The following is a 25,489-nucleotide window of genomic DNA, read 5'->3' as shown; positions in this document are numbered from 1 at the left end:
CGCCTGTCCGGACAGGCGGGAGCGGCGCCCGTGGGCCACCGCGTCAGAGGGTGGCCGACCGCCGTACGACTAGCTGATCGTGAAGATCAGGCAGGTCAGGATGAGACAGGTGTACTGGCAGCCGCCGCCGTGGCCGGTCAGCTCGACGGACTCGGTCTCGGGCAGCTCCTGCAGGGCCGCGAGGTCGGTCTCGAAGTCCACCATGTTCTCCATGATGTGGGTCCTCCCCTGGTGTTTCCGCCCGCCGCGATCTGCGGTGCGGGCGATCGGTGGTGCTCCCGCGGTGGCCTCCATCCACCGCCGCGGGTACCAACCCGGGCCGTCGGGGCCCGGGAGTCTGTGAGGCCGGCCGGGGTGTCGGGCCCGGCCGGCAGGCCGGTCACCCCGGCCGGCCGGTCCGCAGGAAGGCGGCCAGCAGCTCGTGCAGCACGGCGCCGCCGTCCTCCGCCAGCACCTCGTGCCCGGCGCCGGCGGCCTCCACGTACCGGAAGTCGGTGCCCTCGGAGCGGCCGATCCGCAGCAGTTCGTGCCGCAGTGCACGCGACTGGCTCACCGGGACGACCTCGTCCCGGTCGCCGTGCACGACCAGCAGCGGCGCGGTGAGCCGGTGCGCCAGCTGGAGCACGTCGCGGGGGCCGCGGGCGTCCGCGATCGGTTCGCCGCCGCCCAGCCGGGTCGTCAACGCCCTCACCGGGGAAGCGGCTTCGGACAGCAGACGGGCACCGGACAGGAACGGCGCGACCACCGCGCAGCGTGCGACCTGCTCGGCGGGCGCGTGCGCCGCGGCCAGCAGGGCCAGGAACGCGCCGTAGCTGACGCCGAACAGGGCGGGCGGCTCCAGGCCGAGCGCGGCGCGCTGGCCCGCGAGGCCGTCCAGCAGGTACAGGACGTCGTCGAGGTCGGGTCCGCCCCAGGCGCCCCGGATGGCCATCGCGTGCGCCAACCCGTAACCCGTGGAACCGCGCTGGTTGGGGGCGACGACGGCGAGCCCCTCGGCCGCCATCCGCTGCAGGGCGGGGTCGAACTCCAGCCGCCAGGCGTCCGCCGGGCCGCCGTGCAGGGCGAGCACCAGGTGCGGGCTGCTCAGCCAGGAGTCGCCGCCGTACACCACGGCCTCCAGCGGGCCTGCCGGACCGGCGAGTTCGATGCTCTGGGCCGGGTGCCAGCGGCCGCCGTCGCCGGCCGGCGTGGAGCCGTCCAGCCGCCAACCGGCGGGCGCGGCAGGGGCGGTGCGTGCTCCGCCGGGCTGCCAGGGCAGGACGACGTCCCGCCACGGCCCGGGGAGGCCGGAACCCGGCAGGCCGGTGCCGAGCGGCGCCAGCTGCAGGGGCAGCGGCGCCGGTCCGGGCCCGGCGGCGGCCGGGCCGTGGGCCAGCAGCGCGTCGACGTCCAGGGTGGCCAGCGCCGTCGGGTGGTCGGGGGAGGAGTACGGCATCCGCAGCCCCGCCTCCGACCAGTGGCCGGCCGCGCCGAGCCGCCCGGGCGGCACCGGCAGCGGGTCCAGCCGTCCGGCGACGGGCCGCCACAGGGCCAGCGCCGAGCCCGCGCCGTGGTCGATCTGGACCACCACCCGGACCCCCTCCGGCGCGGGCCGCAGCGCCACCGGCCGCAGGAGCATGCCGGACACGTGCAGGCACTCCGGGAACCGCAGGGGCCCGCCGCCGCCCAGCAGACCCCAGCCGAGCCGGTCGGTGCCGGGCGCGTCGCTGCGCACCATCGCGAAGCGGCTGTCCGGGTCGAACAGCACCAGCCGGTCGTTGCTGCGTTCGCCGATCTCCAGCAGCGGGGTGACGGTGCCGCTGCGCAGGTCCAGGACGACGGTGCGGACGACGCCCGCGGCGACCCGGTCGAGTGCCAGCAGGGTGCCGGCCCGGTCGAGCCAGACGCCGCCGCCGTGCAGCCCGGGGATCTCGGCGACCTGGCGGGGCTCGCTCCCGTCCGCGTGCACCAGCCAGACGGCGGTGGCCGGCCGGGTGTCGGTGCCCAGCGCCACGGCGACCGGGACGCGTGCGCCGTCCGCTGCTGGTGCGCCGTCCGGTGCGGGTGAGCCCGCGGCGGACGCCGGAAGCGGCAGCAGGCGCAGGCCGGGCCGTCTGAAGGCGGCCAGCCGGCGTTCGGTGGTGGCCGGTTCGCCGCCCGGCCCGGCGGCGCCGAGCGCCACCAGTTCGTGCCGCTCACCGTCGTGCCGGCAGACCAGGACGGAGCCGTCCGGCAGCGCGATCAGCTGCGAGCGCAGGTTCTCGGACCGGTTGCCGGGCAGCGCGAGCGGGGTCGGTACGGCCGGGCCGGACGCCGGGAGGTGCCAACTCTCCGCGTACCAGCCGCCGTCGGCGGCGGACGCGAGGCAGGCGGCATGGCTGCCGTCGGCGGCGAAGGAGAAGCTGAGGCGGCGCAGGGCGTGCGTCGCGCTCCTGGTGGCCACGGTCATGTCGCCCTCGTTTCGCCTGCGGGGGGCGGCAGTTCCCCGGACGGGACCGGAGGCACCGGGTCCACCCAGAGCCGGGGGCCGCCGTGGCGCAGCCGCAGCAGGAAGGCGAGCGGGCCCGCCGTCCCGGTGCCATACGCGGCGGAACAGCCGGTGCCGGTCTCGTCGGGAAGCACCAGCAGTCCGTTGCGCAGGGCGGACCTGGCGGTGATCAGCTGCGCCAACTCCTCGGCTCCCGCGCGGAATTCGGCGTCGCCGGTGAACCCGGCCAGGTCGAGCAGGTATTCGCCGTTCCCGGCCAGCCCGTGGCAGGCGCTGACGCCGCAGTGCCAGCGTTCGGCCAGTACGGCCCGTCCCGCGGCGAGGGCGAGTTCACGCGCGGTGGCGTCGCCGGTGACCTGCCAGAGCCGGAGCAGGAAGGTGCCCGCGCCCGAGGCGCCGCTGCACCAGTGGGCGAGCCTGACGTGCTCGGGGTCGCCGGCGTCCTGCGGCCACCAGGCGCACTCCCGCGTGCCGCCGGCGCTCTTCCGCCGCGCGGTGCGCGCGAGCGTACGCCCGGCCTCGACGGCGCCGGCGAGCAGTGCCTGGTCCCCGGTGGCCTCGCCGGCGGCCAGCAGGAACGCGCCGACTCCCGCCACCCCGTGGGCGAACCCGAGGTGGGTGATCCCGGCGAGCGCCGAGTCGAAGTCCTCCGGTACCGGCCAGACCGTGCCGTACGGCGAGGGCCGTGCGGCGGCCAGCAGGCCGTGCCCGCAGGCGGTGGCCCGGGCGAGGAACTCCCGGGCGGCGTCCGTTCCCCGGTCCTCGGCCGCGAAGCGCAGCTGGAGGTGGCCGGCACCGGCGGCGCCGTGGCAGACGTCGGGGTTGGGCCACTTGACGGCTATCCCGCGGGCCAGTGCGGCGGCGCGTCCGGCGAGCGCGTGGTCGCCCAGCGATCCGGCGGCGTCCAGCAGGGCCCAGGCGGTTCCCGAGCGGCCGAAGTGCAGCCCCGGCAGGACGACCGGCTCGGCGGCGCACCGGCGCTCGATCCACTCCACCGCGGTCCGCGCCGTCTCGCGGGCCTCGTCCCGCACTCCGGCCGGCAGCGCGCCGGTCACGGCCGCCCGGGCGAGCAGTGCCAGCACCCCGGCGGCGCCGTGCTGGACGTTGCAGGGGTCGGACCGCTGTCCGGCCGGGACGGCGGGCCAGAGCCGGTCGCGCCGCAGCGGGGTGGCGGTGGCGGCGAGGTGCCGCAGGCCGTCGTGCAGCACCCGGTCGACGATCGCCTCGCCGCTCCCCGTGGGTCGGGTTCCCGCGGAGCTCGCCTGCGGCCCGCCGGCCGCGTCCGTGCGGCTGTCGTTCGGCCCTGCGGCCGTGTCCGTGCGGCTGTCGTTCGACCCGCCGGCCGTGTCCGTGCCGTCGCCGCCCGATCCGGCGGCCGTCGCCGTGGCCCCGCCCGCGAGGGCCTCCCGTACGCGGTGAAGCCGCCACCGCTGCTCCGGGTCCTCCGCGCGAAGCCCCAGGACCAGGGGCGCGAGCCGCCGCGCCGTGTCGCCGCCGCGGGCGGCGAGCGCGAGCCAGCGGCCGAGGCGGTCGGCGACCGGGCGGGCGCACGGCAGGTCCTCGGGCAGCAACGGGTCGTGGCCGGTCGCGAGCAGGAAGAAGAGGCCGCCGAGGGCGTAGAGGTCTGCGGTCGGCTCGGCCGTGCAGACGCCGCCCGCGCCGCCCCCGGCCGGGCCGCCGTCCGACGGCGCGTCCTCGACCAGGGCGAGCCGCCCCGGCCCCTGCTCGGGGGCGCGGTAGCCCGGGGTGCCGGCCGAGCCGGCCCGGCGGCCCGCCTCGGCGGCCAGCTCCAGGTCCACCAGCCGCAGGGTGCCGTCGGGCTGCACCAGGACGTTCCCGGGGGAGAGGTCGCGGAGCACCAGGCCCAGCTCGTGCACCCGCTCGACCAGGTCGAGCAGGGCGTGCACCAGCGGTCCGGCCTCGGCCCAGTCGACGTCGGGGCTGCCGTCGCGGCGCAGCCGGGCCGTGACCCAGCCGCCCAGCGGCTGCCCGGCGATTCGTTCCTGCACGAGGAACAGCGAGTCGTCCTGCTCGATCAGTTCGACCGGTCGCGGCGCCAGCCCCAGGCCCTCCAGCCGGGCCAGCAGCGCGGCCTCGTGCCGCAGCGCGGCCCGGGCGTCGGTGCCGGAGCGGTCCACCTCGATGTGTGCGCGGGCCTGCTTGACCACGACCTCCGCGCCGGCGTCGGTGTCCCGGCCGAGGAAGACGCCGCCCTTGGCGCTGTGCCGGATCGCGCCGGTGATCACGTACCGCCCGGCCAGCAGCACTCCGCCGGCCCCGCGCCGGGCCGCGGCCGGCTTGGCCGCCCCGGGCCCGCGGCGGTCGGCGCCGGCTCCCCGGCCCTCGGGCCCCCGCCCCTCCGCCAGCGGGTCGCGCACCCACGGCGGGCACCGGTACGTCGCCCCGCGCGCGTCCTCGACCAGCTCGCCGTCCGGCCCGCGCAGCATCGACCGGTAGCCGCCGTCGTTGCCCAGCTCGGCGCGGGCCGCGAAGGCGCCGTACCGGTAGTGGACGCGGCTGCCGGGCCGGTACGGCCGGTCGGAGAGCACGACCGGGCCGGGCAGGCCGTCGGTGGCCCGGTGCAGGGCGGCGGCCAGCCGCCGGAACTGCTCCTCGCCCTCCGGGTAGACGGTGACGAACTTGCCTGCCGAACCCCGGTCGCTGTTGCGCGAGTTGAGCTCGTGCAGCTGCTCCGGCCCGGCGGCGAACTTGAACGCGCACGGGTCGTCGGCCAGCACTTCGGCGACGGCGGCGAGCACCGCGCCCCCCACGGCGGACGCCGCGCTGACGTGGATCTTCCAGCCCTCCCCGGCCAGTTCTCCCGCGGACGGCCTGGCCGTGCACCAGAAGCCCTCGGCGGTGACCTCCCAGTCGCCGCCGCCTCCCCGGCTCCCGGCGCCGGCCAGCGCCGTCCGTGTGACCTCCGGCCACGAGCCGGCCGCAGCCGGCCCGTCGCCCGCCGATCCCCTTCCCCCGGCCGTGCGAAGCGAGGTGCCCGTCCCCATCCGCTCTCACATCCCTTCGTCTCGGCCGGCGCCCGCCGGTGCCCACTGCTCCGGCACCCGGGCGCACGGCCACGGCCTGATCGGTTTCTCGGAGGTAACGGGAGTGCCGCCCCGGTCGCGTCCGCCGCGGACCCCGGCCGGGGCCCGGTCCGGACCCCTCCCGGGGCCGGGCGGACCCCGCCCGACCAGGGCCCGAGCTCCGGCGGAGCACCTTCCCGACCCGTACGGTCGGGGCAACTCCCGTTCGCAGAAGTGAAGTTACTTTCGGTTTCGGGGCGGACTCAACGCGTAGCGAGTCACTTCACTCGTAAGGGTGATCTGGGCACCGTTTCGAATTCGTGCGAGCCGCCCCCTGTGAGCGGCGGGCCCCGCGTACCCCGGCGGACGGGGCGCCCGAACGGCTCGTACGCCGTCGCCGCCCGCGCCCCGGGCGCCGTCCGAACGCGCTGAACCGCAGGTTGACGCGCACCTGTGCGCCCCGCCCCCCGCACCAGGCACCTGTCCGTCCCCGCCCCGGGCACCCGCCGCCCCCGGGCGGGGCACCCCGCCGGCCCTGCGGCCCGCCCGGTCCCTGCGGCCCGCCCGGTCCCGGCGGGCCGGGCGGCCCGGGCGCCCCCGCGCGCACGGTAGTCTCGACAGGTGCCGAAACTGTCCGACGTCATCGCCGCGCTCGAAGAGGTCTACCCGCCCCAGTGGGCGGAGTCCTGGGACGCCGTCGGCCTGGTCTGCGGGGACCCTCAGGCCGAGGTCGGCCGCGTGCTCTTCGCCGTCGACCCCGTGCAGGCGGTCGTCGACGAGGCCGTCGAGTGGGGTGCCGACCTGGTGGTCACCCACCACCCCCTCTATCTGCGCGGCACCACCAGCGTCGCCGCGACCACCTTCAAGGGCCGGGTCGTGCACACGCTGATCCAGGGCGGCATCGCCCTGCACGTGGCGCACACCAACGCCGACCACGCCGACCCGGGCGTCTCGGACGCGCTGGCCGAGGCGGTCGGCGTCCGCGTGACCGGTCCGCTGGTGCCGGACCCGACCGACCCGCTGGGCCGGCGCGGCGCCGGCCGGATCGGCCTGCTGGAGCCCCCGCTCACGCTCTCCGTCTTCGCCGCCCAGGTCGCCAGGGGCCTGCCGGCCACCGCCGCCGGCGTCCGGGTCTCCGGCGACCCGAACCGGCTGATCAGCCGCGTCGCGGTGTGCGGCGGTTCGGGCGACAGCATGTTCGCCGAGGTGCGGGCGGCCGGCGTCGACGCCTACCTCACCGCCGACCTGCGCCACCACCCGGCGTCCGAGGCCGCCGAGGCGGCGCCGGTCGCGCTGGTCGACGCGGCGCACTGGGCCACCGAGTGGCCCTGGCTCGCCCTGGCCGAGCGGGCGCTGCACGGCGCCGCCGAGAAGCGGGGCTGGGCCGTGGAGACCAAGATCTCCCACAAGGTCACCGACCCGTGGACCGCGCACGCCCCCATGTCCTTCACCGCCTGACCCGATTCACAGGAGCTCTCCGCTTGAACGCCGCGCCCGCCGACCAGATCCGCCTGCTCGACCTCCAGGCCATCGACTCGAAGCTCGACCAGCTGGCCCACCGGCGTCGCAGCCTGCCCGAGCACGCCGAGATCGAGAAGGCCACCGCCGACCACACCGCGCTGAAGGACCTGGTCGTCGCCGCCCAGGCCCAGCAGGGCGACACCGCCCGCGAGCTGACCAAGGCCGAGCAGGACGTCGAGCAGGTCCGCGCCCGCTCCGCCCGCAACCAGCAGCGCCTGGACTCCGGTGCGATCACCTCGCCGAAGGACCTGGAGAACCTCCAGCACGAGATCGGCTCGCTGGCCAAGCGCCAGGGCGACCTCGAGGAGGTCGTGCTGGAGATCATGGAGCGGCTGGAGTCGGCCCAGACCCGGGTCACCGAGCTGACCGCGCGTCTGGAGCACTCCTCGGTCGTGCTCAAGGAGGCCGAGGCCCGCCGCGACGCCGCCTTCGCCGAGATCGACGGCGAGGCCGAGCGGGTCCGCCGCGAGCGCGAGACCGTCGCCGTCGTCATCCCGGCCGACCTGCTGAAGCTCTACACCCGCCTGCGCGAGCAGCAGGGCGGCGTCGGCGCGGCCCGCCTGTTCCAGCGCCGCTGCGAGGGCTGCCGGGTCGAGTTCGCCGTCTCCGACCTGAACGCCATCAAGGCCGAGCCCAAGGACGCGGTCGTCCGCTGCGACAACTGCGGCCGCATCCTGGTGCGCACCGCGGAATCGGGCATCTGAGCCGGTGGCGGGGCGCAGGTTCATCGTCGAGGCGGACGGCGGCTCCCGGGGCAACCCGGGGCCGGCCGGCTACGGCGCGGTGGTCCGGGACGGTGACACCGGTCAGATCATCGCCGAGGCCGCCGAGTTCATCGGCCACGCCACCAACAACGTGGCCGAGTACAAGGGCCTGATCGCCGGCCTGAAGGCGGCCCGGGAGATCGACCCGGACGCCTCGGTGGACGTCCGGATGGACTCCAAGCTGGTGGTCGAGCAGATGTCCGGGCGCTGGAAGATCAAGCACCCCGACATGCAGCCGCTCGCCGCCGAGGCCCGTGGCGTCCTCCCGCGCGGCCAGGTCAAGTACACCTGGATCCCGCGCGAGCGGAACAAGGACGCCGACCGGCTCGCCAACGAGGCGATGGACGCGGGCAAGGCCGGGCGCCAGTGGGAGCCCAGGCCGCTGAAGGCCGCGTCGCCCGTCGTCGTGGAGCCGGCCGCCGAGCCGCCGCTGGAGAAGGCGGCGCCGAAGGCCGGCTGGGCGGCCGCCGCCGACCTCGGGACGCCGACCACCTTCGTGCTGCTGCGCCACGGCGAGACCCACCTCACCCCGGAGAAGCGTTTCTCGGGCAGCGGCGGCAGCGACCCGGAGCTCTCCGAGAAGGGCCGCTGGCAGGCCGAGCGGGCCGCCGAGGCGCTGGCCGCGCGCGGCTCCGTCCAGGCCGTGGTCAGCTCGCCGATGCGCCGCACCCGGGAGACCGCGGAGATCGTCGCCGCCCGCCTGGGCCTGGAGGTCCGGTACGAGGAGGGGCTGCGCGAGGTCGACTTCGGCGCCTGGGAGGGCCTCACCTTCGCCGAGGTCCAGCAGCACTACCCGGACGACCTGAACGCCTGGCTCGGCTCGCCCAGGGCCAAGCCGACCGGCAGCGGCGAGAGCTTCACCACCCTCACCCACCGGGCCGGGGTCGCCCGCGACAAGATCCTCGCCCGCCACCCGGGGAAGACCGTGCTGGTCGTCTCGCACGTCAGCCCGATCAAGACGCTGGTCCGGCTCGCCCTCGGCGCCCCGCCGGACTCGCTCTACCGGATGGAGCTGTCCGCCGCCTCGCTCTGCGCCGTCCAGTACTACGCGGACGGCAACGCCTCGGTGCGGCTGCTCAACGACACCGGGCACCTGCGCTGACGCTGCCGACGCAACGGCGGCGGGCTCCCCACGGAGCCCGCCGCCGTTCGCACACCCGAACCCCGCCGGTCAGTGGATCTCGGTGACCACCACGTCCAGCTGCCACGGCTTGCGGGCGGTGCCCTCGGCCGCGACCTCCACCCGGTGGCCCAGCCCGAGCAGCGCGTCCACCAGCTCGCCGGGCGTCTTCGGCTCGGCGCCCGCCACCAGCAGGTCGCGCACCAGTCGGCCCTTGGTCGCCTTGTTGAAGTGGCTCACCACCGTGCGCCTGCCGTTCCGCTCCTGGAGCACCCGCACGGTCGCCGTCCGGGACACCACCTCGCCGGCCGGCTTCCACGCCGCCGCGTACGCGGAGCTGCGCAGGTCCAGGACCAGCCCGTCCGCCACCTCCGGCAGCACGGACGCCGTCGCGCCCCGCCAGTACGCGCCGAGCGCCCCCAGCCCGGGGAGTTTCACGCCCATCGAGCAGCGGTAGGGCGGAATCCGGTCGTCGATCCGCACCGCACCCCAGAGCCCCGAGAAGACCAGCAGCGAACGCGCGGCCCGGTCGTACGCCGCCTCGTCCAGCGTGGCCAGCCCGAGGTTGTCGAACAGCACCCCGGTGTACACCTCGCCGGCCGGCAGCGCGCCCGCCGTCGGCAGCGCGGCGTTGCGCGCGATCTCGCCCCGCAGGCCGGGGCTCAGCCCGAGCACCCCGGCCGCCGTGTCCTCGTCCCCTCGGCAGAGCCCGACCAACGTCTCCAGGACCTGCTCCCGCGCCGCCGTCAGCCCGGGCAGCGACAGCCCGTCGAGCGCCACCGGCACCCCGTCCCCGGACGCGGCCTTGCCCTCCGAGGGCGGCAACAGCACCAGCACAGCGGACTCCTCAACAGTTTGTGGCGGACGATCCCCGCCACCCTACGCAAAACCACCCCGCCCCCGGAGACCCGGTCCGGCCGGTGAACGGCCGGGCCTACTCCCCGCGCCGGGCCCCGCCGGCCGCCGCGACCACGGCGGCCCCGGTGCCGAGGGCCAGGCAGAGCGGCGAGTAGTACCGGGTGTCCAGTCGCCGGAACCGCTCCGAGCGCGCCACCAGGCCCCCGCCGAACATCGCCAGCCCGCCCGCGCCCCGCGCCAGCATCACCCCGGCGACCGCCCGGACCCCCTGCCGCCGTACCCACGCCGGCCCGGCCTTCGGCAGCACGCCGGCCTCCGCGCCCACCAGGTACGCCGCCGAACCGAGAAGCCCGGCCACCGCCACGCACGCGGCCGCCGGCGGCACCCCGTCACCGGTGCCGACCACCGTGTCCGCGAACTCCTCCGGCGTCCGCAACGGCCACGGCGTCACCGCCCACACCGCGTGCAGCGCCCCCGTCGCCGCCAGCCCCCCGGCCACCGCCGCCCCCGCGACCTTCACCGCACCCATCGCCGAACCCCCTCCGCAGAACACCGGTTCTTGTCCCGCCACGCTACGACCCCCTTACGCGTCCCGTCCCACCGCCGTACCCGTCGGTGTCGCCCCGCCCGCCCGGTCCCCGTCAAAGCGCTGGTCACCGCGGGCCCGGTCGCTCTACCGTCGACGTGAAGAGGAGAGTGACGCGATGACCCTGCGACCCCTGGACCTGGTCCCCGGCGACGACGACGCCGTGGAGGAGTCCCTGCCCGTCCGCCTGCCCGCCGGCCTTCCGGCCGAGACCAGGCGAGCGCTGGAGTTCGCACTGGAGGCGGCCGCGCAGGCGGTGCTGGCCGGCCGGGTGCGGGTCACCGGGGCACCGGACGAGGACGACCGCGCCGAGCTGGCCTTCGACGTGCGCCAGTCCGAGCTCCCCGACGCCCTCGCCGAGCCCGCCCGGCACCCCGCCCGGGCCGCCGCCGGGCCCGGCCGTGCCGAGCGCCGCGCCGCCATGGTGGGCCGGATCCGCGAGGCCAACGCGGAGACGCTGGAGAGGCTGAAGGACCTGTGAACGCGGCGGGGGGAACGAACGACGTCGAGTACCTCGACCTGGAGGACGTCACCTACCTCGCCGGCGGCCCGGAGAACATCCGCGACCTGGGCGCGCTGCTCTCCGCACTGGGCCGCCCGCAGGCGAGCCTGTTCGGCGGGGACGCCTACCCGGACCTCTGGACCAAGGCCGCCGCGCTCGGCCAGAGCCTCGCCCGCAACCACCCGCTGGTCGACCGGAACAAGCGCACCGCCTTCGAGGCGATGCTGCTCTTCCTCGACTACAACGACGAGCCCTACCGCGACCCGCACCCGGACGACGCGGTCGCCTTCATGCTCCGCCTGGCCACCGGCGGCTACGACGAGTCCGTCGCCCTCGCGGCCAAGGACCTCAGGTCCCTCCTGGGCCGCTGAGCACTCCCGGAGCGCGGCCCGGCCACCGGCGCGCCCGGTGGCCGGGTCCGTCCGGAATCACCCGATTCGCCCTACGCTGCCTCCATGCCACGCCGAAAACTGCGCGTCAAGGCCGCCGACTCCGCCCGGATCAACGCCGAACTGGCCGAGCTGCGCGCCCGCCTGGAGATCCACACCGAGTGGCCCGACCCGGTCCTCGCGGAGGCGGAGGAGGCCGCCCGCACGCCCCGGCTGCCGGAGTACGACGCGACCGGGCTGCCGCTCTTCACCGTCGACCCGCCCGGCTCCCGGGACCTCGACCAGGCCATGCACCTGGCCCACCGCCCGGGCGGCGGCTACCGGGTGCACTACGCGATCGCCGACGTGGCGGCCTTCGTCCGGCCCGGCGGGCTGATCGACGCCGAGGCCCGGCGCCGCGTCCAGACCCTCTACTTCCCGGACCACCGCGTCCCGCTGCACCCGGCCCGGCTCTCCGAGGACGCGGCCAGCCTCCTGCCGGGCGAGACCCGCCCCGCCCTGCTCTGGCAGCTCGACCTGGACGCGGACGGCGCCGTCGTCCTCGCGGACCTGCGACGCGCCCTCGTCCGCTCGCACCGCCGGCTCGACTACGCCGCCGTCCAGCGCGCCGTCGACGCGGGCGGCGCCGACGAGCAGCCCGCCCTCCTCGCCACCGTCGGCCGGCTGCGCGAGGAGCAGGAACGGGCCCGCGGCGGGATCAGCCTGCCCGTCCCCGAGCAGGAGATCGAGGAGACCCTGCACGGCTACGTCCTCGGCTACCGCGCACCCGCCCCCGCCGACGGCTGGAACGCCCAGATCTCGCTGCTCACCGGCATGGCCGCGGCCGAGCTGATGCTGGACGCCGGCGTCGGACTGCTGCGCACCCTGCCCGCCGCCCCGCCGGAGGCGTACCAGCGGCTGCGCCGCACCGCCCGCGCCCTGGACGTCGACTGGCCCGACGGCCTGCCGTACCCGGATCTGGTCCGCTCGCTGGACCCGGACGTCCCGCTGAACGCGGCGTTCCTCAACGAGTGCACCGGCCTGCTGCGCGGCGCCGGCTACCACGCCTTCGACACGGCGCAGGGCCTGCCCGTCCCGGCGGATCCGGCGCACGCCGCGCTGGCCGCACCGTACGCGCACTGCACCGCGCCGCTGCGCCGCCTGGGCGACCGCTTCGCCCAGGAGGTCTGCGCGGCCGTCGCCGCCGGCGAGTCGGTGCCCGACTGGGCCCGGGAGGCGCTGCCCGCCGTGCCGTCCCTGATGGCGGGCGGGGACCGCCGTTCGGCCGAGGTCGAGCGGGCCTGCGTGGACCTGGTGGAGGCCGAGCTGCTGGCGGGCCGGGAGGGGGAGGACTTCCCTGCGCTGGTGATCGACGTGGACGAGCAGCGGCCCGCCCGCGGCACCGTCCAGCTGCGCGAGCCGGCCGTCCGGGCCCGCTGCGAACGCCCCGACGACGCGTCGGGAGCCGGCCGCGGCCTGCCGCTCGGCGGGGAGGTCCTCGCGCGGCTGACGGTCGCCGACCCGGCCACCCGGACGGTCCGCTTCACCGCCCGCTGACCCCGCCCCCGGTGGGAGGATCGTCCCGTGGCCGAACCGAACCCCCGCAGGACGCCCCCGGGCGAGCACCCCGCCGCGCCGTCCGCCCCGCCCGGCCGGCGCCGCCGGCTGCTGGTCCTGGCGATCTGCTGCCTGAGCCTGTTCATCGTCGGGCTCGACAACACGGTGGTGAACATCGCCCTCCCGGCGATCCAGAAGGACCTCGACGCCCCCGCCTCCGGACTGCAGTGGATCATCGACGCCTACACCCTGGTGCTGGCCTCGCTGCTGATGCTGTTCGGCTCGGTGGCCGACCGCTTCGGCCGCCGCCGGGTGTTCCAGACCGGCCTGCTGCTCTTCGTGCTCGGCTCGCTGCTCTGCAGCCTGGCACCCAGCCTGGAGTGGCTGGTGGCGTTCCGCGCGCTGCAGGCGGTCGGCGGCTCGATGCTCAACCCGGTGGCGATGTCGATCATCACCAACACCTTCACCGATCCGAGGGAGCGGGCCCGGGCGATCGGCGTGTGGGGCGGCGTGGTCGGCATCTCGATGGCGCTGGGCCCGCTGCTCGGCGGCTTCCTGGTGGACGGCGCCGGCTGGCCCTCGATCTTCCTGATCAACGTCCCCGTCGGCCTGCTCGCCTGCGTGCTGACCGCCCGGTACGTCCCCGAGTCCCGCGCGCCCCGGGCCCGCCGGCTGGACCCGGTGGGCCAGCTGCTGATGGTGGCACTGCTCGGCTGCGGCACCGCCGCGATCATCGAGGGCCCCGAACACGGCTGGACGTCCCCGCTGATTCTGGCCCTCGCCGCGTCCGCGCTCGCCGCGCTGACGGCCTTCCCGCTCTGGGAGCGGAGGGTCGCCGAGCCGCTGGTCGACCCGCGGTTCTTCCGCAGCGCCCCGTTCACCGGTGCCACCGTGACGGCGGTCTGCGCCTTCGCGGCGCTCGGCGGCTTCCTCTTCCTCAACACGCTCTACCTCCAGGACGTCCGCCACTACAGCCCGGTCGAGGCGGGCCTGTGGACGCTGCCGATGGCCGGGATGATGCTGGTCTGCGCCCCGGTCTCCGGCCGGATCGTCGGCAGCCGGGGCCCGCGCGGCCCGCTGGTCGCGGCCGGGCTCGGCCTCGCGGCCAGCGGCCTGCTGCTCACCCGGCTGGCCGCGGACTCCCCGGCGGCCCTGCTGCTGGCCGCGTACGGGCTGTTCGGCTTCGGCTTCGGAATGGTGAACGCGCCGATCACCAACACCGCCGTCTCGGGCATGCCGCGGGCCCAGGCCGGCGTGGCGGCGGCGGTCGCCTCGACCAGCCGTCAGGTCGGGCAGTCGCTCGGCGTCGCGGTGATCGGCACCGTGGTCACCTCGGCGGTGGTCGGCCCGCTCGTCACCGGCTTCGCCCCGGCCAGTCACGCCGGCTGGTGGATCGTGACCGGCCTCGGCGTCGCCATCCTCGTCCTCGGCCTGGTCACCACGACCGCCTGGGCCACCGGCACCGCCACCCGGGTGGCCGCCCGCCTCGGCGGCGAGGCACCCGTCGTCAGGCCCGCCGTACGGGAGGCCCCGCCCGAGCGGCTACCATGACCACTACGGCGGAAGAGTCGGCCGGGCGGTCGCGACGGGTCCTCAGGGCCCGCCGAGGAACGTCCGGGCTCCACAGAGCAGGGTGGTGGGTAACGCCCACCCGGGGTGACCCGCGGGACAGTGCCACAGAAAACAGACCGCCCGCAGCTTCGGCAGCGGGTAAGGGTGAAACGGTGGTGTAAGAGACCACCAGCGACCGGGGTGACCCGGCCGGCTAGGTAAACCCCACCTGGAGCAAGGTCAAGATCGGTGCCCTCGGGCGCCGTGCGCGGATGACCGAGGGCTGCTCGCCCGAGTCCGCGGGTAGACCGCACGAGGCTGTCGGCAACGGCAGCCCTAGATGGATGGCCGCCTCCCCGGGCCGCGCAAGCACCCCGGGAGACAGAACCCGGCGTACAGGCCGACTCTTCCGTCGTACCCGTCATACACGGGACGTTTCCCCGGCCGGACGTGCCGGGGAGCCGTCCGCCGCCTAACGTGCCGTGGCACTCGTCCGGCCCCGTGCCGCACCGACGGTCGCCACGACCGTCTCGGCCGCGACCTCCGGTTCGGTGTGCTCCCAGATGCGGATCACCGTCCACCCCGCCTCCTTCAGGGCGCGATTCGTCTCGATGTCCCTCTCCCTGGTCCGGTTGAGCTTGTCGGACCAGAACTTCTGGTGCGAGGCCGGTGTGGTGCCGTGCTCGGGGCAGCAATGCCAGAAGCAGCCATCGACGAATACCGCGACCTTCACGCCAGGAAACACCAGGTCCGCCGTGCGGCGCAGTCCCGCCAGCGGTCGGGCGGAGACCCGATAGCGCAGCCCGGCGGCGTGGACGAGCGAACGCAGACGCAGTTCGGGCCTGGTGTCCTTGCCCTTGTTGGCCCGCATCGAGCGACGGGTGCCCGCCGAGGAGGCCCATGAGGCCGCGGCGCCTGCGGGCGCCTGCGCGAGCAGCCCGGCCTCGCGTGCGAGCCGCCATCCTTCGCGCAGGTTGGCGTTGCGGGTTCGACGGTCGACCACGCCTAGCGGGACGCTGCGGACGTGCCGGTCAACGGACCAGCTGAGTCGGGCGCGAACCGTCCCGGTCCGGGTCGAGGTCGCCAGCACCACGCTGGCGCGCTTGAGCCGGCCGTCCCCGACGTCGACCAGGCGGGCGTCGGCCCCGCCCGCGGCCCGGTCCTGTTCCCGGGCGCGCTCCGCCCGGTCCGGCGCCTTCGCGGGTGCGGCGCCGGGCTCCGCGGTGCCTGCCTTCGCCAACTCTCCTCTTCCTCCTCCGGCGCCCCGTCCGGTCGGGCCGGTGCCGTCCGTGATCGTGGGCGCCACGTGCACAGGGTATGGCGAACAAGGTCGTCTGCGCGGGCCGGTGGTGACCTTCGCCGATCCCGGCTTTCGTGACCTGCCCGATGGCGCCCCATAGTGATCGCGCCTGTACTGTTTTCGGCAATCGATCCTTGGCCGGGCGTCGTGCGCCACCGTCACGCCCTGGGTCGGGCGTGGGCGAATCAGGGAGACAGGGAGCCGGGCTTCGTCATGGACGAGTTCGATCGGCAGTATGCGGAGTTCAAGCAGCTGATCAAGCAGAAGACGCCCGAGCAGGCGTTGAGCATGATCAGGCTTTTCGGCATGAGCGAGGAACTCGCCAAGCGCATCGCCGAGCGCCACCAGCAGGAGACCATCGAGGTCCGGGAGCGGCGTCAGCCCGGATCGGTCGTCCGGAACAACCGTCAGACGTGGTACGTCGGACCGCAGGATGGTGACCGCTGCTGGCCCGCTCTGCATGGCCTGCTCGGTGACGGCGGATGGGACAAGGCCTCCCTGCAGAGCCTTGACGACGCGTCCACGAAGGTCGTCTCCATGCTGGACCACCCGCTGGAGAAGGAGTTCTCCACCCGCGGCCTGGTCGTCGGTTACGTCCAGTCGGGCAAGACCACCAACTTCACGGCGCTCATCGCCAAGGCCGCGGACGCGGGCTACAAGTTCTTCATCGTGTTGGCGGGCATGCACAACGGCCTGCGACGGCAGACCCAGCTCCGCCTCCAGGACCAGCTCGTGGACCAGGTGGTCGACCAGTGGCACGCGCTCACCGGTCCGGACGGGGACTTCGAGCCGCCACACGGCAACCCGGCAGCCTTCTTCGCCCAGAGCAACGGCCAGCACGTGCTGTGCGTCGTCAAGAAGAACGTTCCCAGGCTGCGCAAGCTCAAGAACTGGCTTGAGAAGGCCCCGGACTACCTGAAGAACTGTCCCACCCTCATCATCGACGACGAGGCGGATCAGGCCAGCGTGGCCTCGAAGACCACTAATCCGCTGATTCGCGAGATTATCGACCTCTTCCCGCGCGGCGGCTACGTCGGCTACACGGCGACGCCGTTTGCCAACCTCCTGATCGACCCCTCCAGCGAGGACCTCTATCCGAGGGACTTCATCGTCAATCTTCCGAAGCCCGAGGGCCACTTCGGTACCGAGGTGCTCTTCGGACGCCAGCCGATCGACGGCGAGGACCCGGACGACGCCCCCGACGGGTACGACATGATTCGTACGGTCCCGTACGAGGAGATCCCGTTGGTTCGACCCGGTAGGGACGAGCTGGAGGATTTCGTCCCCGAGATCGAAGGGGCGCTGCGGGACTCGGTCCTGTACTTCTGGCTGGCCACCGCCGCACGTCGCTTCCGCGGCACGGGTAACCGGCACTCCACCATGCTTGTCCACACCAGCGTCAGCACCGTTGTGCACGAGAGCTTCAAGACGCCGCTGGAGAGCCTTCGGGCCGAGGTGGCGGCGCTGGTCGAGCACGGTGACGAGGCGATGCTGGACGAGCTCCGGGTGATGTGGCGCGGGGAGACGGAGCGGGTGGCGGCCGACGAGTTCGGAGAGGACGTCACCTCGTTCGACGAGCTCCTGAAGCACCTGCCCGCGGTCCTTGCCGAGTGCCGGGTCATCCTGGACAACTCCACCAGCGTGGAGCGGCTCGACTATGAGAACGGACCGGTCACGGCGATCGCCGTCGGCGGGAACACCCTCTCGCGTGGGCTGACGCTGGAGGGCCTGGTCGTCAGCTACTTCGTGCGGGGCGCATCGACCTACGACACGCTGCTGCAGATGGGGAGGTGGTTCGGGTTCCGCAAGGGGTATGCCGATCTGCCCCGGGTGTGGATGACGGACGATCTCCGCGACTGGTTCCGTCACATCGCCACCGTCGAGTCCGAGATGCGTCGTGACATCGACCGCTACCTGGTCGAGGACGAGACGCCGCTCACCTTCGCAGTCCGGTTGCGCAGCCACCCCAAGCTGCGGATCACCGCGGTGTCCAAGATGCGCGACGCCATCAGGTCGAGCTCCTCCTACGGGGGCCAGCGCATCCAGACCCGCTACTTCCACACCCACGACGCCGAGTGGTTGCGCGGCAATCAGGCGGCGGCGGCGGCCCTTCTCGACGACGCGCTGCGGCTCGACGGCGCCCGCCACGAGGACCTGGCTACCCGTGGCCGGCCCGGCAGGCACCTGCTGCGCAACGTGTCCCACGGCTCCATCCTCAAGTTCCTCGAGCGGTACCGGTTCCACGAGAAGTCGATGGACTGCGACACCAGGCTGATCAGCGAGTACATCGCGCGACGCACCCGCTCCGGCAACGGCGGCTCGCTGCGTCGGTGGAACGTCGCGGTCGTGGGCACCGCCCCGACCGGCTCGGCGGACACCAGCTACGAGTTCGTTCCCGGCATCGCCGTCGACCGGATCGTGCGAGCGAGGCAGCGGACCGCGGATCCGGTCGCAGCGGACATCAAGACCCTGATGAACCCGAGCGACCCCGGGATCGACCTCGACCTTGGGGCTTGGGCGGGTCAGAAGATCACGGAGGAGATGCTCAAGCAGGCCCGGCAGGCCCAGTCGCCCGACACGGGTCTGCTCGTGCTCTACCCGATCGACCGGATCTCCCCCACCCGTCGCAGGGAACGTCTGCCGCTGGACGCCGTGGACCACGTCATCGGCGTGGGCATGGTGTTCCCGGTGCCGCGCGGCGAGGACACGCGGGTGGAGTGGTTCAGTGCGGACCTCTCGGGCGTCGTTCCCGACGACGACCTGGACGTCCTGCCCGAGGAGGACCTCACGGCGGCCCTCTACGAGGGGCAGCTGTGACGTTCGGGGGCGGTCTTCAGGACGTCCTTGAAGAGCACTGGGCGGCGCTCGCCGCCGCGACGGCCGACCGTCCGGACGTCGTCCGGACCTCGCGGCTTCCGGTCGACACCGACTTCGGCCGGCTGCTGGCCGCCGTGGACGGTGCGGGATTCAGGCATCTGCTGGTACCGCTTCAGCGGCGCCAGACGATCACCGGCAGCGCGGTTGGGGCGGCGCTGCGCATATTCGAGCGCCCGTTGCAGGACGACGAGAGCTATGGCAGGTACGCGGACATCACGTGTTCGCTCCGCGAGCTCGACGACGTTTTCACCGGGCTGTGCGGAGACGTCCTGGTGGCGCTCGAGGCGGACGGCGCGCGTCCGTACCGGACCGCGCTGGCCGTGGTCGACCGTTGGCGCCGACTCTTCGCGGGCGGCCCCAGGACGCTCACCCGGGAACAGCTCCTCGGACTGCACGGCGAGTTGACCGTGCTGTCGAGAATGCTGGCGATGGATTCGGGGGCCACACGGTACTGGACGGGGCCGGAGAGCGGACGACACGACTTCACCGACGGGCGCCACGCCGTCGAGGTGAAGAGCACCGCAGCGGTCTCCGAGCGCAGGACCTTCCAGGTGCACGGACTGGACCAGTTGGAGGAGCCCGCCGAGGGGGATCTCCTTCTCTGCTGGCATCGGTTCGAGGAGCACCCCGACGGCCGGAGCCTGCCCGAACTCGTTCAGCAGGCCCAGGACCTCTGCGACGACCAGGAGGGACTCCTCTCCAAGTTGATGAGGACCGGGTACCGCCCCGCCGCCAACGACCACCAGTACCAGCGGCGTCTGATACTGGTGGAGAGCAGGTGGTACCGGGTCGATGCGTCGTTCCCCCGACTGACCCCGGCCTCCCTCGTCGGCGAGGTCCCCGCCGGGGTGTCGGACGTCTGCTACACCGTCGACCTCGCGGGTGTACAGGCCGAGCCGCTGACGGCCGGCAACGTCGACGACCTCCTGGCCCAGGTCGGGGGCAGGCCGTGACAACGACGCCACGATGGCTCTCCGAGCAGCACGGGCCGGGCGGTGGCAGCGGCGGCGCCTCGTTGCTGCGCCGCCTCGACTCGACCGGGCTTGACGGACTTACGCTGCTGGTCCGCGAGTCCGTCCAGAACAGCTGGGACGCCCGGAGCGGCGATGGCCCGGTCGACTACCGGGTGGAGCTTCGCACGCTTCGCCCCTCTCAAGCCCCGGTCTGGCGCAGGCTGCTCGAACAGGACGCCCCGACGCCCGCCCACCTGCCACTGCGTGCCTCTCTTCAGCGCGGGGCGCCACGACTGCTCACCGTTACGGACCTGGGCACGAAGGGGCTCGGCGGCCCGACCCGGGCCGACGTGGTGTCTAACGAATCGTCCGACTTCGTGGCCTTCGTGCGCAATATCGGCGATTCCCAGGACGCGGAGAGTCGAGGCGGCACGTATGGTGCGGGCAAAGTGGTGTTCCATCTGGCCTCCGCTGCCCACACCGTACTGGTCCACACCCGGTGCAGGGTCGGCGGACGGCTGGAGACCCGGTTGATCGGGTGGGCCATCCACGAGAAGTACGCCACCAGGACCGTGGACGGACCCAAGTCGTTCACGGGCCGCCACTACTGGGGTGAGGTCAGGGACGGGGACGGGCGCGGGGGCCTGAAGTACGTGGAACCCCTGGTGGGCGCCGAGGCCGACGCCATGGCGGGGCAGCTCGGCCTGCACCCCTTCCCCGAAGGTGCCACGGGTACCACCGTCGCCGTAATCGACCCCGTCCTTGGCGACCGCACCTCCGAAGCGGCGATGCGCTGGATCGCCGACGCCATGGTGTGGAACCTGTGGCCCAAGATGTTGCCGGGGCCGGACGGACGGCCTCCGCTGCGGCTTGCCGTGTTCCACGAGGGCGAGTCGGTCCCGGTGGCGGATCCCACCACCGTGCCCCACCTGGCCCCCTTCGTCCACGCATACCGTGCGATGGACAAGTCCGTCGAGCACCGGGGTCTCAAGCGGACGCTGGGTACCTTCGGGTTGAAGCCGCTCATCAATCCGAAGGGGGACCCCTCGGAGGTGGCCCGGCAGGCGGGTGTCCTCGGGCGGGTGCACCACACGTGCCTCATGCGTCCCGTCGACCTGGTGGTGAAGTACCTGGAGGGACCGGCACCGGCGGAGGAGGCGATGGGCTACGCCGCCGTCTTCCGCGCCGATCCGGGGATGGACCGGGTCTTCGCCGCCAGTGAACCCGCGACCCACGACGACTGGTTGGTCGAGAAGCTCGGTGGCGACGACCACCGCCTTGCGAACCAGGCCCTCAGGGAGGTCAAGCGGGAGATGCGCGAGGCCGCGACGCCACGTGTCCGGGCGGACGAGGTGGGTGATGGCGTCTCCCTGGCCCACATGAGCCAGTTGATGTCCGGCCTCATGGCGGGGGCGACCGGCCAAGGCGGGGCGGCGGTGTTCACCGCGCCCTCCCGGCCCGGGCGTACCGGCCTCGGCGCGGGTGCCGGTGGAACGCGCGGCGGTGCCGGCCAGGGCACCGAACCGGCTACGGGCCGTGGCCGCCGCGCGTCCCGCCTGCGCTATCTCGGGGACGCCCGTCTGGACACGTTCGCCGGCGCGCCGGCGCTGATTCAACGGTTCCAGCTGCTCGACCCGGGAGCGCAGGACGTGCGGGCGACCCTGGCGGTCGCGCTCGGTGGGGGAGGCCGGGAGGACACGCCTCCGGAGGGCGCGGCGATGCCCGAGATCGCCGGCTGGCTGACGGACGAAGGCCCGTTGGTCACGTCACAGGTGCTGAGCGTCGGGGGCACGGATGACCGGATCTGGTCGCTTGTCGTCACGCCCGCCCCTGACACCGTCACCGAGATGACCGTAAGCGCCGAAGGCAGGGACGAGGTCTCGTGAGCGTCCGTCAGATCCATCCCTACCGCCGCCCTCGCGATGGCGACGTCCACGCCGACGATTGGACGGTCCGGCTTGACGGTGGGGGCCGCGGTCCGCTGCCGCCCTATGTGCCGGGCTGGGACTACCAGTTCGACCTCCGTCTGGAGCGGGAGGTCCGCGTCGACGTCGACGCCGTCCGCGACTCCGCCGGTCTGCCGGCCGATGCCCGGCTCGCGCTGGCGGTCGTCTGGAGCTCCTCGGGTTCGGGCCTTCGGGTAAGGGCGGAGCACGTCGTGCTGCCCGCACACGGGAGCCTGACCGTCCCGGTCGCCTTCACGGTGCGGGGGCGGGACAGCGGCGGCGTGCTGACCCTCGACACCCAGCTCGTCCTGGCGGCGCGGATCCCCGACGCGCCACCGCTCACCGCACGGCGCGCGGGCTCGGTGCTCTGGGGCGACGAGGCCAGGGTGCGGCTTCAGGGCGACGATTCCCAGTTCCCGATGACGGTCGTCGACTTCGAGGCGCAGGGGTATCCGGCGGACGCGCCGTGGTTCCTTTCCGTGGGGCCGGATCCCACGGCCGCCGCCATGGGGGCGATGGTCCTCCTCGTGAACAGTCGGGTTCCCGTGGTGATCGAGGCCATGCAGCGGGCCGGTCAGCCGTCGGTCTCCGACCGGCTCATCCACGCCGCGGTGCAGGCGGACGTGGTGCGGCTGTTGATCGAGCACGCCGTCCGGAACCCGGAGATCCAGGACGACTCCCGCTACGAGCCCGACACACTCGGGCACCTGCTGCTCGGGGTCGTGCACACCCGCTTTCCGGAGTCCTCGCTTCACGGACTGCGCCGGCTCCACGAGAACGACCCGTCGCTCTTCTCGGCCCGCGTCCAGGGCGCCGTCGGCCTGTTCGCAAAGGAGTCCTGATGGTCTACCTCATGCCCCAGCTGCTACCCGTGGCGATCGACGAGCTGTACTCGGAACACCGGGGCGAGGAGCCGGAAACGCTGGCGGGTCGGGCCGCTGTCACCCACCCCGCCATGTACTACGCGGCGACGGGTGGCAGCCGGCTGCCCGTCGACCGCCTGGCGGCGCTTCGGAACGCGATCGTGGCCAAGGCCGTCGAGAACGGGTACCCCACGGTGTCGGGCAGGCCTCCGGGCCGCCGCGCGGCCGCGCGGTTCGACATGGACGTGGCGCAGATCCTCTATCAGGAGGCCGGCATCATGCCGGCGGAGGCCCTTTCCCCGCAGTTGTGGGCCTTCCTGTCCCTGGTGGTCATGCCCGATGTCGCCGCGTGGCGTTTTCCCGGATTCAATCCGCGCCGGGTCACCGGTCGTGACATCACCCGGCACGTGTTCGGGCGTCTGTGGTGGCGGGCTCACCTTGTCGGCGGCGCACGGCTCGACCGTGAGGACCTCTTCGACGCCCTTGCCGTGCTGGGGGAGGAGGCCTTCGACCAGGTCTTCGCCCGGCGCACCTCCATCGGGGCCAGCTCGCACCTGGTCTGTGGCATTCTCCGGGTCTGGCAGGAGTTCGACATTCCCGAGGACGAGGAGGTCGCAGACCGGACGGTCTTCCGTGACTTCCTCAAGCGCATTCTGCGTCTTCGCGCCTTCGTCTCCTTCGACGCCCTCGGGGAGGCGGAGCTGGACGACGAGCTGAGGACACTGGTCGCGGAGTCGCTTCAGGCGACGACCGGTGTGTCGGCGGCCGTACAGCCAGGGTGGGGTTCCGAGGCCCCGGCGGTGCTGCCCGCGCCGAGGCCGGCCTCCGACGTCTTCTCCGAAGCGCTTCCGTCGACGTTCGGCGAGGTGGCGTCCTCGGATGGGCGGCGGCCCACGGCCATAGACCTTTGCGCCGGCGTGGGGGGCATGGCCCTCGGGCTTGAGCAGGCGGGCTTCGACATCGCCGCCTTGGTGGAGATCGACAAGGACAGCTGCGACACGCTCAGGACCAACCGCCCGGCGTGGCGGGTCGTGGCGGCCGACCTGGCGGCCGTTGACCCCGGCGATCCGGTGTTCGGCCAGGACGTTGATCTCCTGGTCTGCGGACTGCCGCGTTCGCCCTACACCTCGGCGGGTCGGCAACGTGCCACCGGTGATCCCCGGGACGCGCTGGTGGGCGCCCTTGAGATGGCAAGGGTCGTCCGGCCCCGGATCCTGGTGCTGGAGAACATCCCGGACTTCTTCGAAAAGCCGAAATTCGAGGAGGCCCGGTTCATGGTCTCCGAGCTCGTCGACCAACTCGGCTACCGGCTCGACCGGGGTGAACTCCAGGCCGTCGATTTCAACGTGCCGCAGAGCCGGGGCCATCTCTTCGCGGTCGCGATGTCGGCCGAGGACATGGCGCGCTTTGTCTGGCCGAGCCCGCTCGAAGGTCGGCGGCCGACTCTGGGGGAGGCCCTGTTGCCGTCGATGGCCTCGGCGGGATGGCCACACGCCGCCGAATGGGCCGCCCGTGCCGGCGTCCCGGCCCCACTCATCGTGGGCGGCGCCACGGGCCGGGGCGGCGCGGACCTCGGGCCCTCCCGCACCAAGGCGATGTGGGCCCGTATGGGGGTGTACGGCGGGAGCCTGGGCGACGAGCTCCCGGGGCCGGACTTCGTTCTGGACTACGAGGCCCCGCCGAAAGAGGGTCTTCTCCGTCTCACGCTGGAGCAGGTCGCACTGCTACAGGGCCTGCCGCCGGAGTGGAAGGTCCAGGGGCTGAAGACCTCCGTCTACCGCCAGATCAGTCAGGCCGTCCCGCCGGTGGTGGCCCAGGCACTGGGGCGTAGTCTCCTGGACGTGCTCAAGGGTGCGACCTGAGGCTCCGGGCGCACCACGACATCCGTTCGGCGGGTCCGCCCGCCTTGATCACGAAGTAGACTGCGACACCATGCCCAACCGCGACTCTGATGCCACCCAGCACGAGGACAATTCCCCGAGGGAGCTGACCGTGGTGGACCTGTTCTCCGGCGCGGGGGGATTCACCGCCGGTCTGACAAGGTCGTACCGGCCGGAGGGCGCGAGCCGCAGCCCGTTCCGCAGCATCGCGGCGGTGGAGTTCGACGAGGCCGCCGCGGCGACCTACGCCGCGAACTTCGGCGGACACGTCGCCAACGAGGACATCACGGGATGGGAACCGCCGGCCGAGGCGATGCAGGCCGACGTCATCGTGGGCGGTCCGCCGTGCCAGGGGTTCTCCGGCCTCGGCAAGGAGGATCCCGACGACCCGCGCAACCTTCTGTGGAAGGAGTACGTGCGGGTTGTGCAGCGGATCCGTCCGAGGATCTTCATCATCGAGAACGTCGACCGGTTCATGCGGTCCCCGCAGTTCGAGGACCTGAACAGGGCGCTGGACGACGACCGGCTGGGGGACTACCTGATCGTCCCTGCCGTGCTCAACGCGGCGGACTACGGGGTGCCGCAGGCGCGCCGGCGGACGATCGTGATCGGCACGCGCAAGGACGTGATCGCGCGGCACCCGAGCCGACGCCCGCTTCAGCACCCCGAACCGACCCACGTCCGTGCCCATGACCTCACCGGGCGGCCTCTGTGGCGCACCGTGCAGGAGGAGGTCTTCGACCACGTGCCGAAGACTGTCGACGGGCTTGACCTCCCGGACCGACCGGAGCCCGCGGAGGGCGTGCCGGGGCCGTACAAGACCACCGAGCTTCACATTGGCCGCACTCCCCGGCCGTTGTCGCTGGCCCGCTACGCGGCCATCGGCAAGGGCGGCAACCGAAAGGACCTGCGCGGCCGGACGGTCCTCATCGACGGCGAGGTCGTTCCGCTGTCGACCGAGAGCTGGGACCGCCACAACAACGGCTCGGGTGACGTGATGGGGCGCCTGCACGCCGACCGGCCGTCGGTGACCATCCGGACCGAGTTCTACAAGCCGGAGAAGGGCCGCTACCTGCACCCGGACGCGGACCGGCCAATCACCCATTACGAGGCGGCGCTCATTCAGGGCTTCCCGCGGGATTTCAAGTGGCACGGATCGAAGATCCAGATCGCGCGCCAGATCGGGAACGCCGTCCCGGTGGGCCTGGGCGCCGCGATCGGCCGGGCAATCGACGAGTACCTGTCGGAGTGCGAGTCCTTCGACTCGTGATCCCGGGAGACAGAACCCGGCGTACAGGCCGACTCTTCCGTCCTCAGGCGTGGTGAAGGCCCGTCGGACCGCTCAGCGGTACC

General features: G+C 73.6%; 19 protein-coding genes and 1 other RNA gene. 14 read left to right on the top strand and 6 right to left on the bottom strand.

Annotated features, from left to right (window positions below; all coding sequences use genetic code 11):
- Positions 1 to 69: 69 nt before the first annotated feature.
- The 3 genes from ACFC1F_RS17295 to lanL form a co-directional block, all read right to left on the bottom strand.
- Positions 70 to 213 (bottom strand): VenA family class IV lanthipeptide, encoded by a 144-nt coding sequence (locus ACFC1F_RS17295; protein WP_153882823.1) that lies wholly within the window; start codon positions 211 to 213, stop codon positions 70 to 72.
- A 166-nt stretch (positions 214 to 379) separates the two neighbouring features.
- The gene (locus tag ACFC1F_RS17290; protein WP_376159159.1) at positions 380 to 2,428 is read right to left on the bottom strand and encodes an alpha/beta fold hydrolase; all 2,049 of its coding nucleotides are present in this window, start codon (positions 2,426 to 2,428) and stop codon (positions 380 to 382) included.
- The gene (gene lanL, locus ACFC1F_RS17285; protein ID WP_376159157.1) at positions 2,425 to 5,472 is read right to left on the bottom strand and encodes a class IV lanthionine synthetase LanL; all 3,048 of its coding nucleotides are present in this window, start codon (positions 5,470 to 5,472) and stop codon (positions 2,425 to 2,427) included. Before lanL ends, ACFC1F_RS17290 begins: the two co-directional genes overlap by 4 nt.
- Positions 5,473 to 6,111: 639 nt before the next feature.
- Here lanL and ACFC1F_RS17280 point away from each other — a divergent pair.
- Genes ACFC1F_RS17280 through ACFC1F_RS17270 form a run of 3 tightly spaced genes read left to right on the top strand, consistent with a single transcriptional unit; the run spans position 6,112 to position 8,877 of the window.
- A complete protein-coding gene (locus ACFC1F_RS17280; RefSeq protein WP_376159155.1) occupies positions 6,112 to 6,948 on the top strand; it encodes a Nif3-like dinuclear metal center hexameric protein in 837 nt (278 codons plus the stop codon).
- Between the two features lie 23 nt (positions 6,949 to 6,971).
- A complete protein-coding gene (locus ACFC1F_RS17275) occupies positions 6,972 to 7,715 on the top strand; it encodes a zinc ribbon domain-containing protein (RefSeq protein WP_376159153.1) in 744 nt (247 codons plus the stop codon).
- 4 nt (positions 7,716 to 7,719) lie between these two features.
- Positions 7,720 to 8,877: a bifunctional RNase H/acid phosphatase gene (locus tag ACFC1F_RS17270; protein ID WP_209416616.1), complete on the top strand. Its 1,158-nt coding sequence runs from the start codon at positions 7,720 to 7,722 to the stop codon at positions 8,875 to 8,877.
- 69 nt (positions 8,878 to 8,946) lie between these two features.
- Here the strand turns inward: ACFC1F_RS17270 and yaaA are convergent, their stop codons facing one another.
- A complete protein-coding gene (gene yaaA, locus ACFC1F_RS17265; protein ID WP_376159151.1) occupies positions 8,947 to 9,732 on the bottom strand; it encodes a peroxide stress protein YaaA in 786 nt (261 codons plus the stop codon).
- A gap of 97 nt (positions 9,733 to 9,829) precedes the next feature.
- Entirely contained in the window at positions 9,830 to 10,324 is a 495-nt protein-coding gene (locus ACFC1F_RS17260) for a DUF3995 domain-containing protein (RefSeq protein ID WP_376159149.1), read from the bottom strand.
- 133 nt (positions 10,325 to 10,457) lie between these two features.
- On the opposite strand from ACFC1F_RS17260, the gene ACFC1F_RS17255 reads away from it, so the two are divergent.
- The 5 genes from ACFC1F_RS17255 (at position 10,458) to rnpB (ending at position 14,729) form a co-directional block, all read left to right on the top strand.
- Positions 10,458 to 10,820 carry a hypothetical protein gene (locus tag ACFC1F_RS17255; protein WP_209416619.1) on the top strand — a complete coding sequence of 121 codons (363 nt, stop codon included), beginning with the start codon at positions 10,458 to 10,460 and terminating at the stop codon, positions 10,818 to 10,820.
- Entirely contained in the window at positions 10,817 to 11,212 is a 396-nt protein-coding gene (locus tag ACFC1F_RS17250) for a type II toxin-antitoxin system death-on-curing family toxin (RefSeq protein WP_307853462.1), read from the top strand. Before ACFC1F_RS17255 ends, ACFC1F_RS17250 begins: the two co-directional genes overlap by 4 nt.
- Positions 11,213 to 11,296: 84 nt before the next feature.
- Positions 11,297 to 12,766 carry an RNB domain-containing ribonuclease gene (locus ACFC1F_RS17245; RefSeq protein WP_376159147.1) on the top strand — a complete coding sequence of 490 codons (1,470 nt, stop codon included), beginning with the start codon at positions 11,297 to 11,299 and terminating at the stop codon, positions 12,764 to 12,766.
- A 108-nt stretch (positions 12,767 to 12,874) separates the two neighbouring features.
- Positions 12,875 to 14,317, top strand: a complete 1,443-nt coding sequence (locus ACFC1F_RS17240) for an MFS transporter (protein ID WP_376159161.1) — start codon at positions 12,875 to 12,877, stop codon at positions 14,315 to 14,317.
- A 13-nt stretch (positions 14,318 to 14,330) separates the two neighbouring features.
- An RNA gene (gene rnpB / locus ACFC1F_RS17235) (RNase P RNA component class A) lies at positions 14,331 to 14,729 on the top strand.
- A gap of 60 nt (positions 14,730 to 14,789) precedes the next feature.
- On the opposite strand, the gene ACFC1F_RS17230 is transcribed toward rnpB, so the two are convergent.
- Complete coding sequence (locus tag ACFC1F_RS17230; RefSeq protein ID WP_376159145.1) at positions 14,790 to 15,557, bottom strand: very short patch repair endonuclease; 768 nt, start codon at positions 15,555 to 15,557, stop codon at positions 14,790 to 14,792.
- Between the two features lie 273 nt (positions 15,558 to 15,830).
- On the opposite strand from ACFC1F_RS17230, the gene ACFC1F_RS17225 reads away from it, so the two are divergent.
- The 6 genes from ACFC1F_RS17225 (at position 15,831) to ACFC1F_RS17200 (ending at position 25,406) form a co-directional block, all read left to right on the top strand.
- A complete protein-coding gene (locus ACFC1F_RS17225) occupies positions 15,831 to 18,434 on the top strand; it encodes a Z1 domain-containing protein (protein WP_376159143.1) in 2,604 nt (867 codons plus the stop codon).
- On the top strand, positions 18,431 to 19,447 hold the full coding sequence (locus ACFC1F_RS17220; protein WP_376159141.1) for a PD-(D/E)XK motif protein: 1,017 nt from the start codon (positions 18,431 to 18,433) through the stop codon (positions 19,445 to 19,447). The genes ACFC1F_RS17225 and ACFC1F_RS17220 overlap by 4 nt, the downstream gene beginning before the upstream one ends.
- A complete protein-coding gene (locus ACFC1F_RS17215; protein WP_376159139.1) occupies positions 19,444 to 21,333 on the top strand; it encodes a hypothetical protein in 1,890 nt (629 codons plus the stop codon). Before ACFC1F_RS17220 ends, ACFC1F_RS17215 begins: the two co-directional genes overlap by 4 nt.
- Entirely contained in the window at positions 21,330 to 22,235 is a 906-nt protein-coding gene (locus ACFC1F_RS17210) for a hypothetical protein (protein ID WP_376159137.1), read from the top strand. The genes ACFC1F_RS17215 and ACFC1F_RS17210 overlap by 4 nt, the downstream gene beginning before the upstream one ends.
- Complete coding sequence (locus ACFC1F_RS17205; protein WP_376159136.1) at positions 22,235 to 24,118, top strand: DUF6339 family protein; 1,884 nt, start codon at positions 22,235 to 22,237, stop codon at positions 24,116 to 24,118. The genes ACFC1F_RS17210 and ACFC1F_RS17205 overlap by 1 nt, the downstream gene beginning before the upstream one ends.
- Before the next feature lie 70 nt (positions 24,119 to 24,188).
- Entirely contained in the window at positions 24,189 to 25,406 is a 1,218-nt protein-coding gene (locus tag ACFC1F_RS17200) for a DNA cytosine methyltransferase (protein WP_376159134.1), read from the top strand.
- Positions 25,407 to 25,489: the final 83 nt, after the last annotated feature.

Source organism: Kitasatospora sp. NPDC056181, from assembly GCF_042266225.1.
In the GTDB taxonomy this organism is placed as follows: domain Bacteria; phylum Actinomycetota; class Actinomycetes; order Streptomycetales; family Streptomycetaceae; genus Kitasatospora.
The sequence above is the reverse complement of the archived record's forward strand: the minus strand, read 5'-3'. Positions and strand labels throughout refer to the sequence as shown.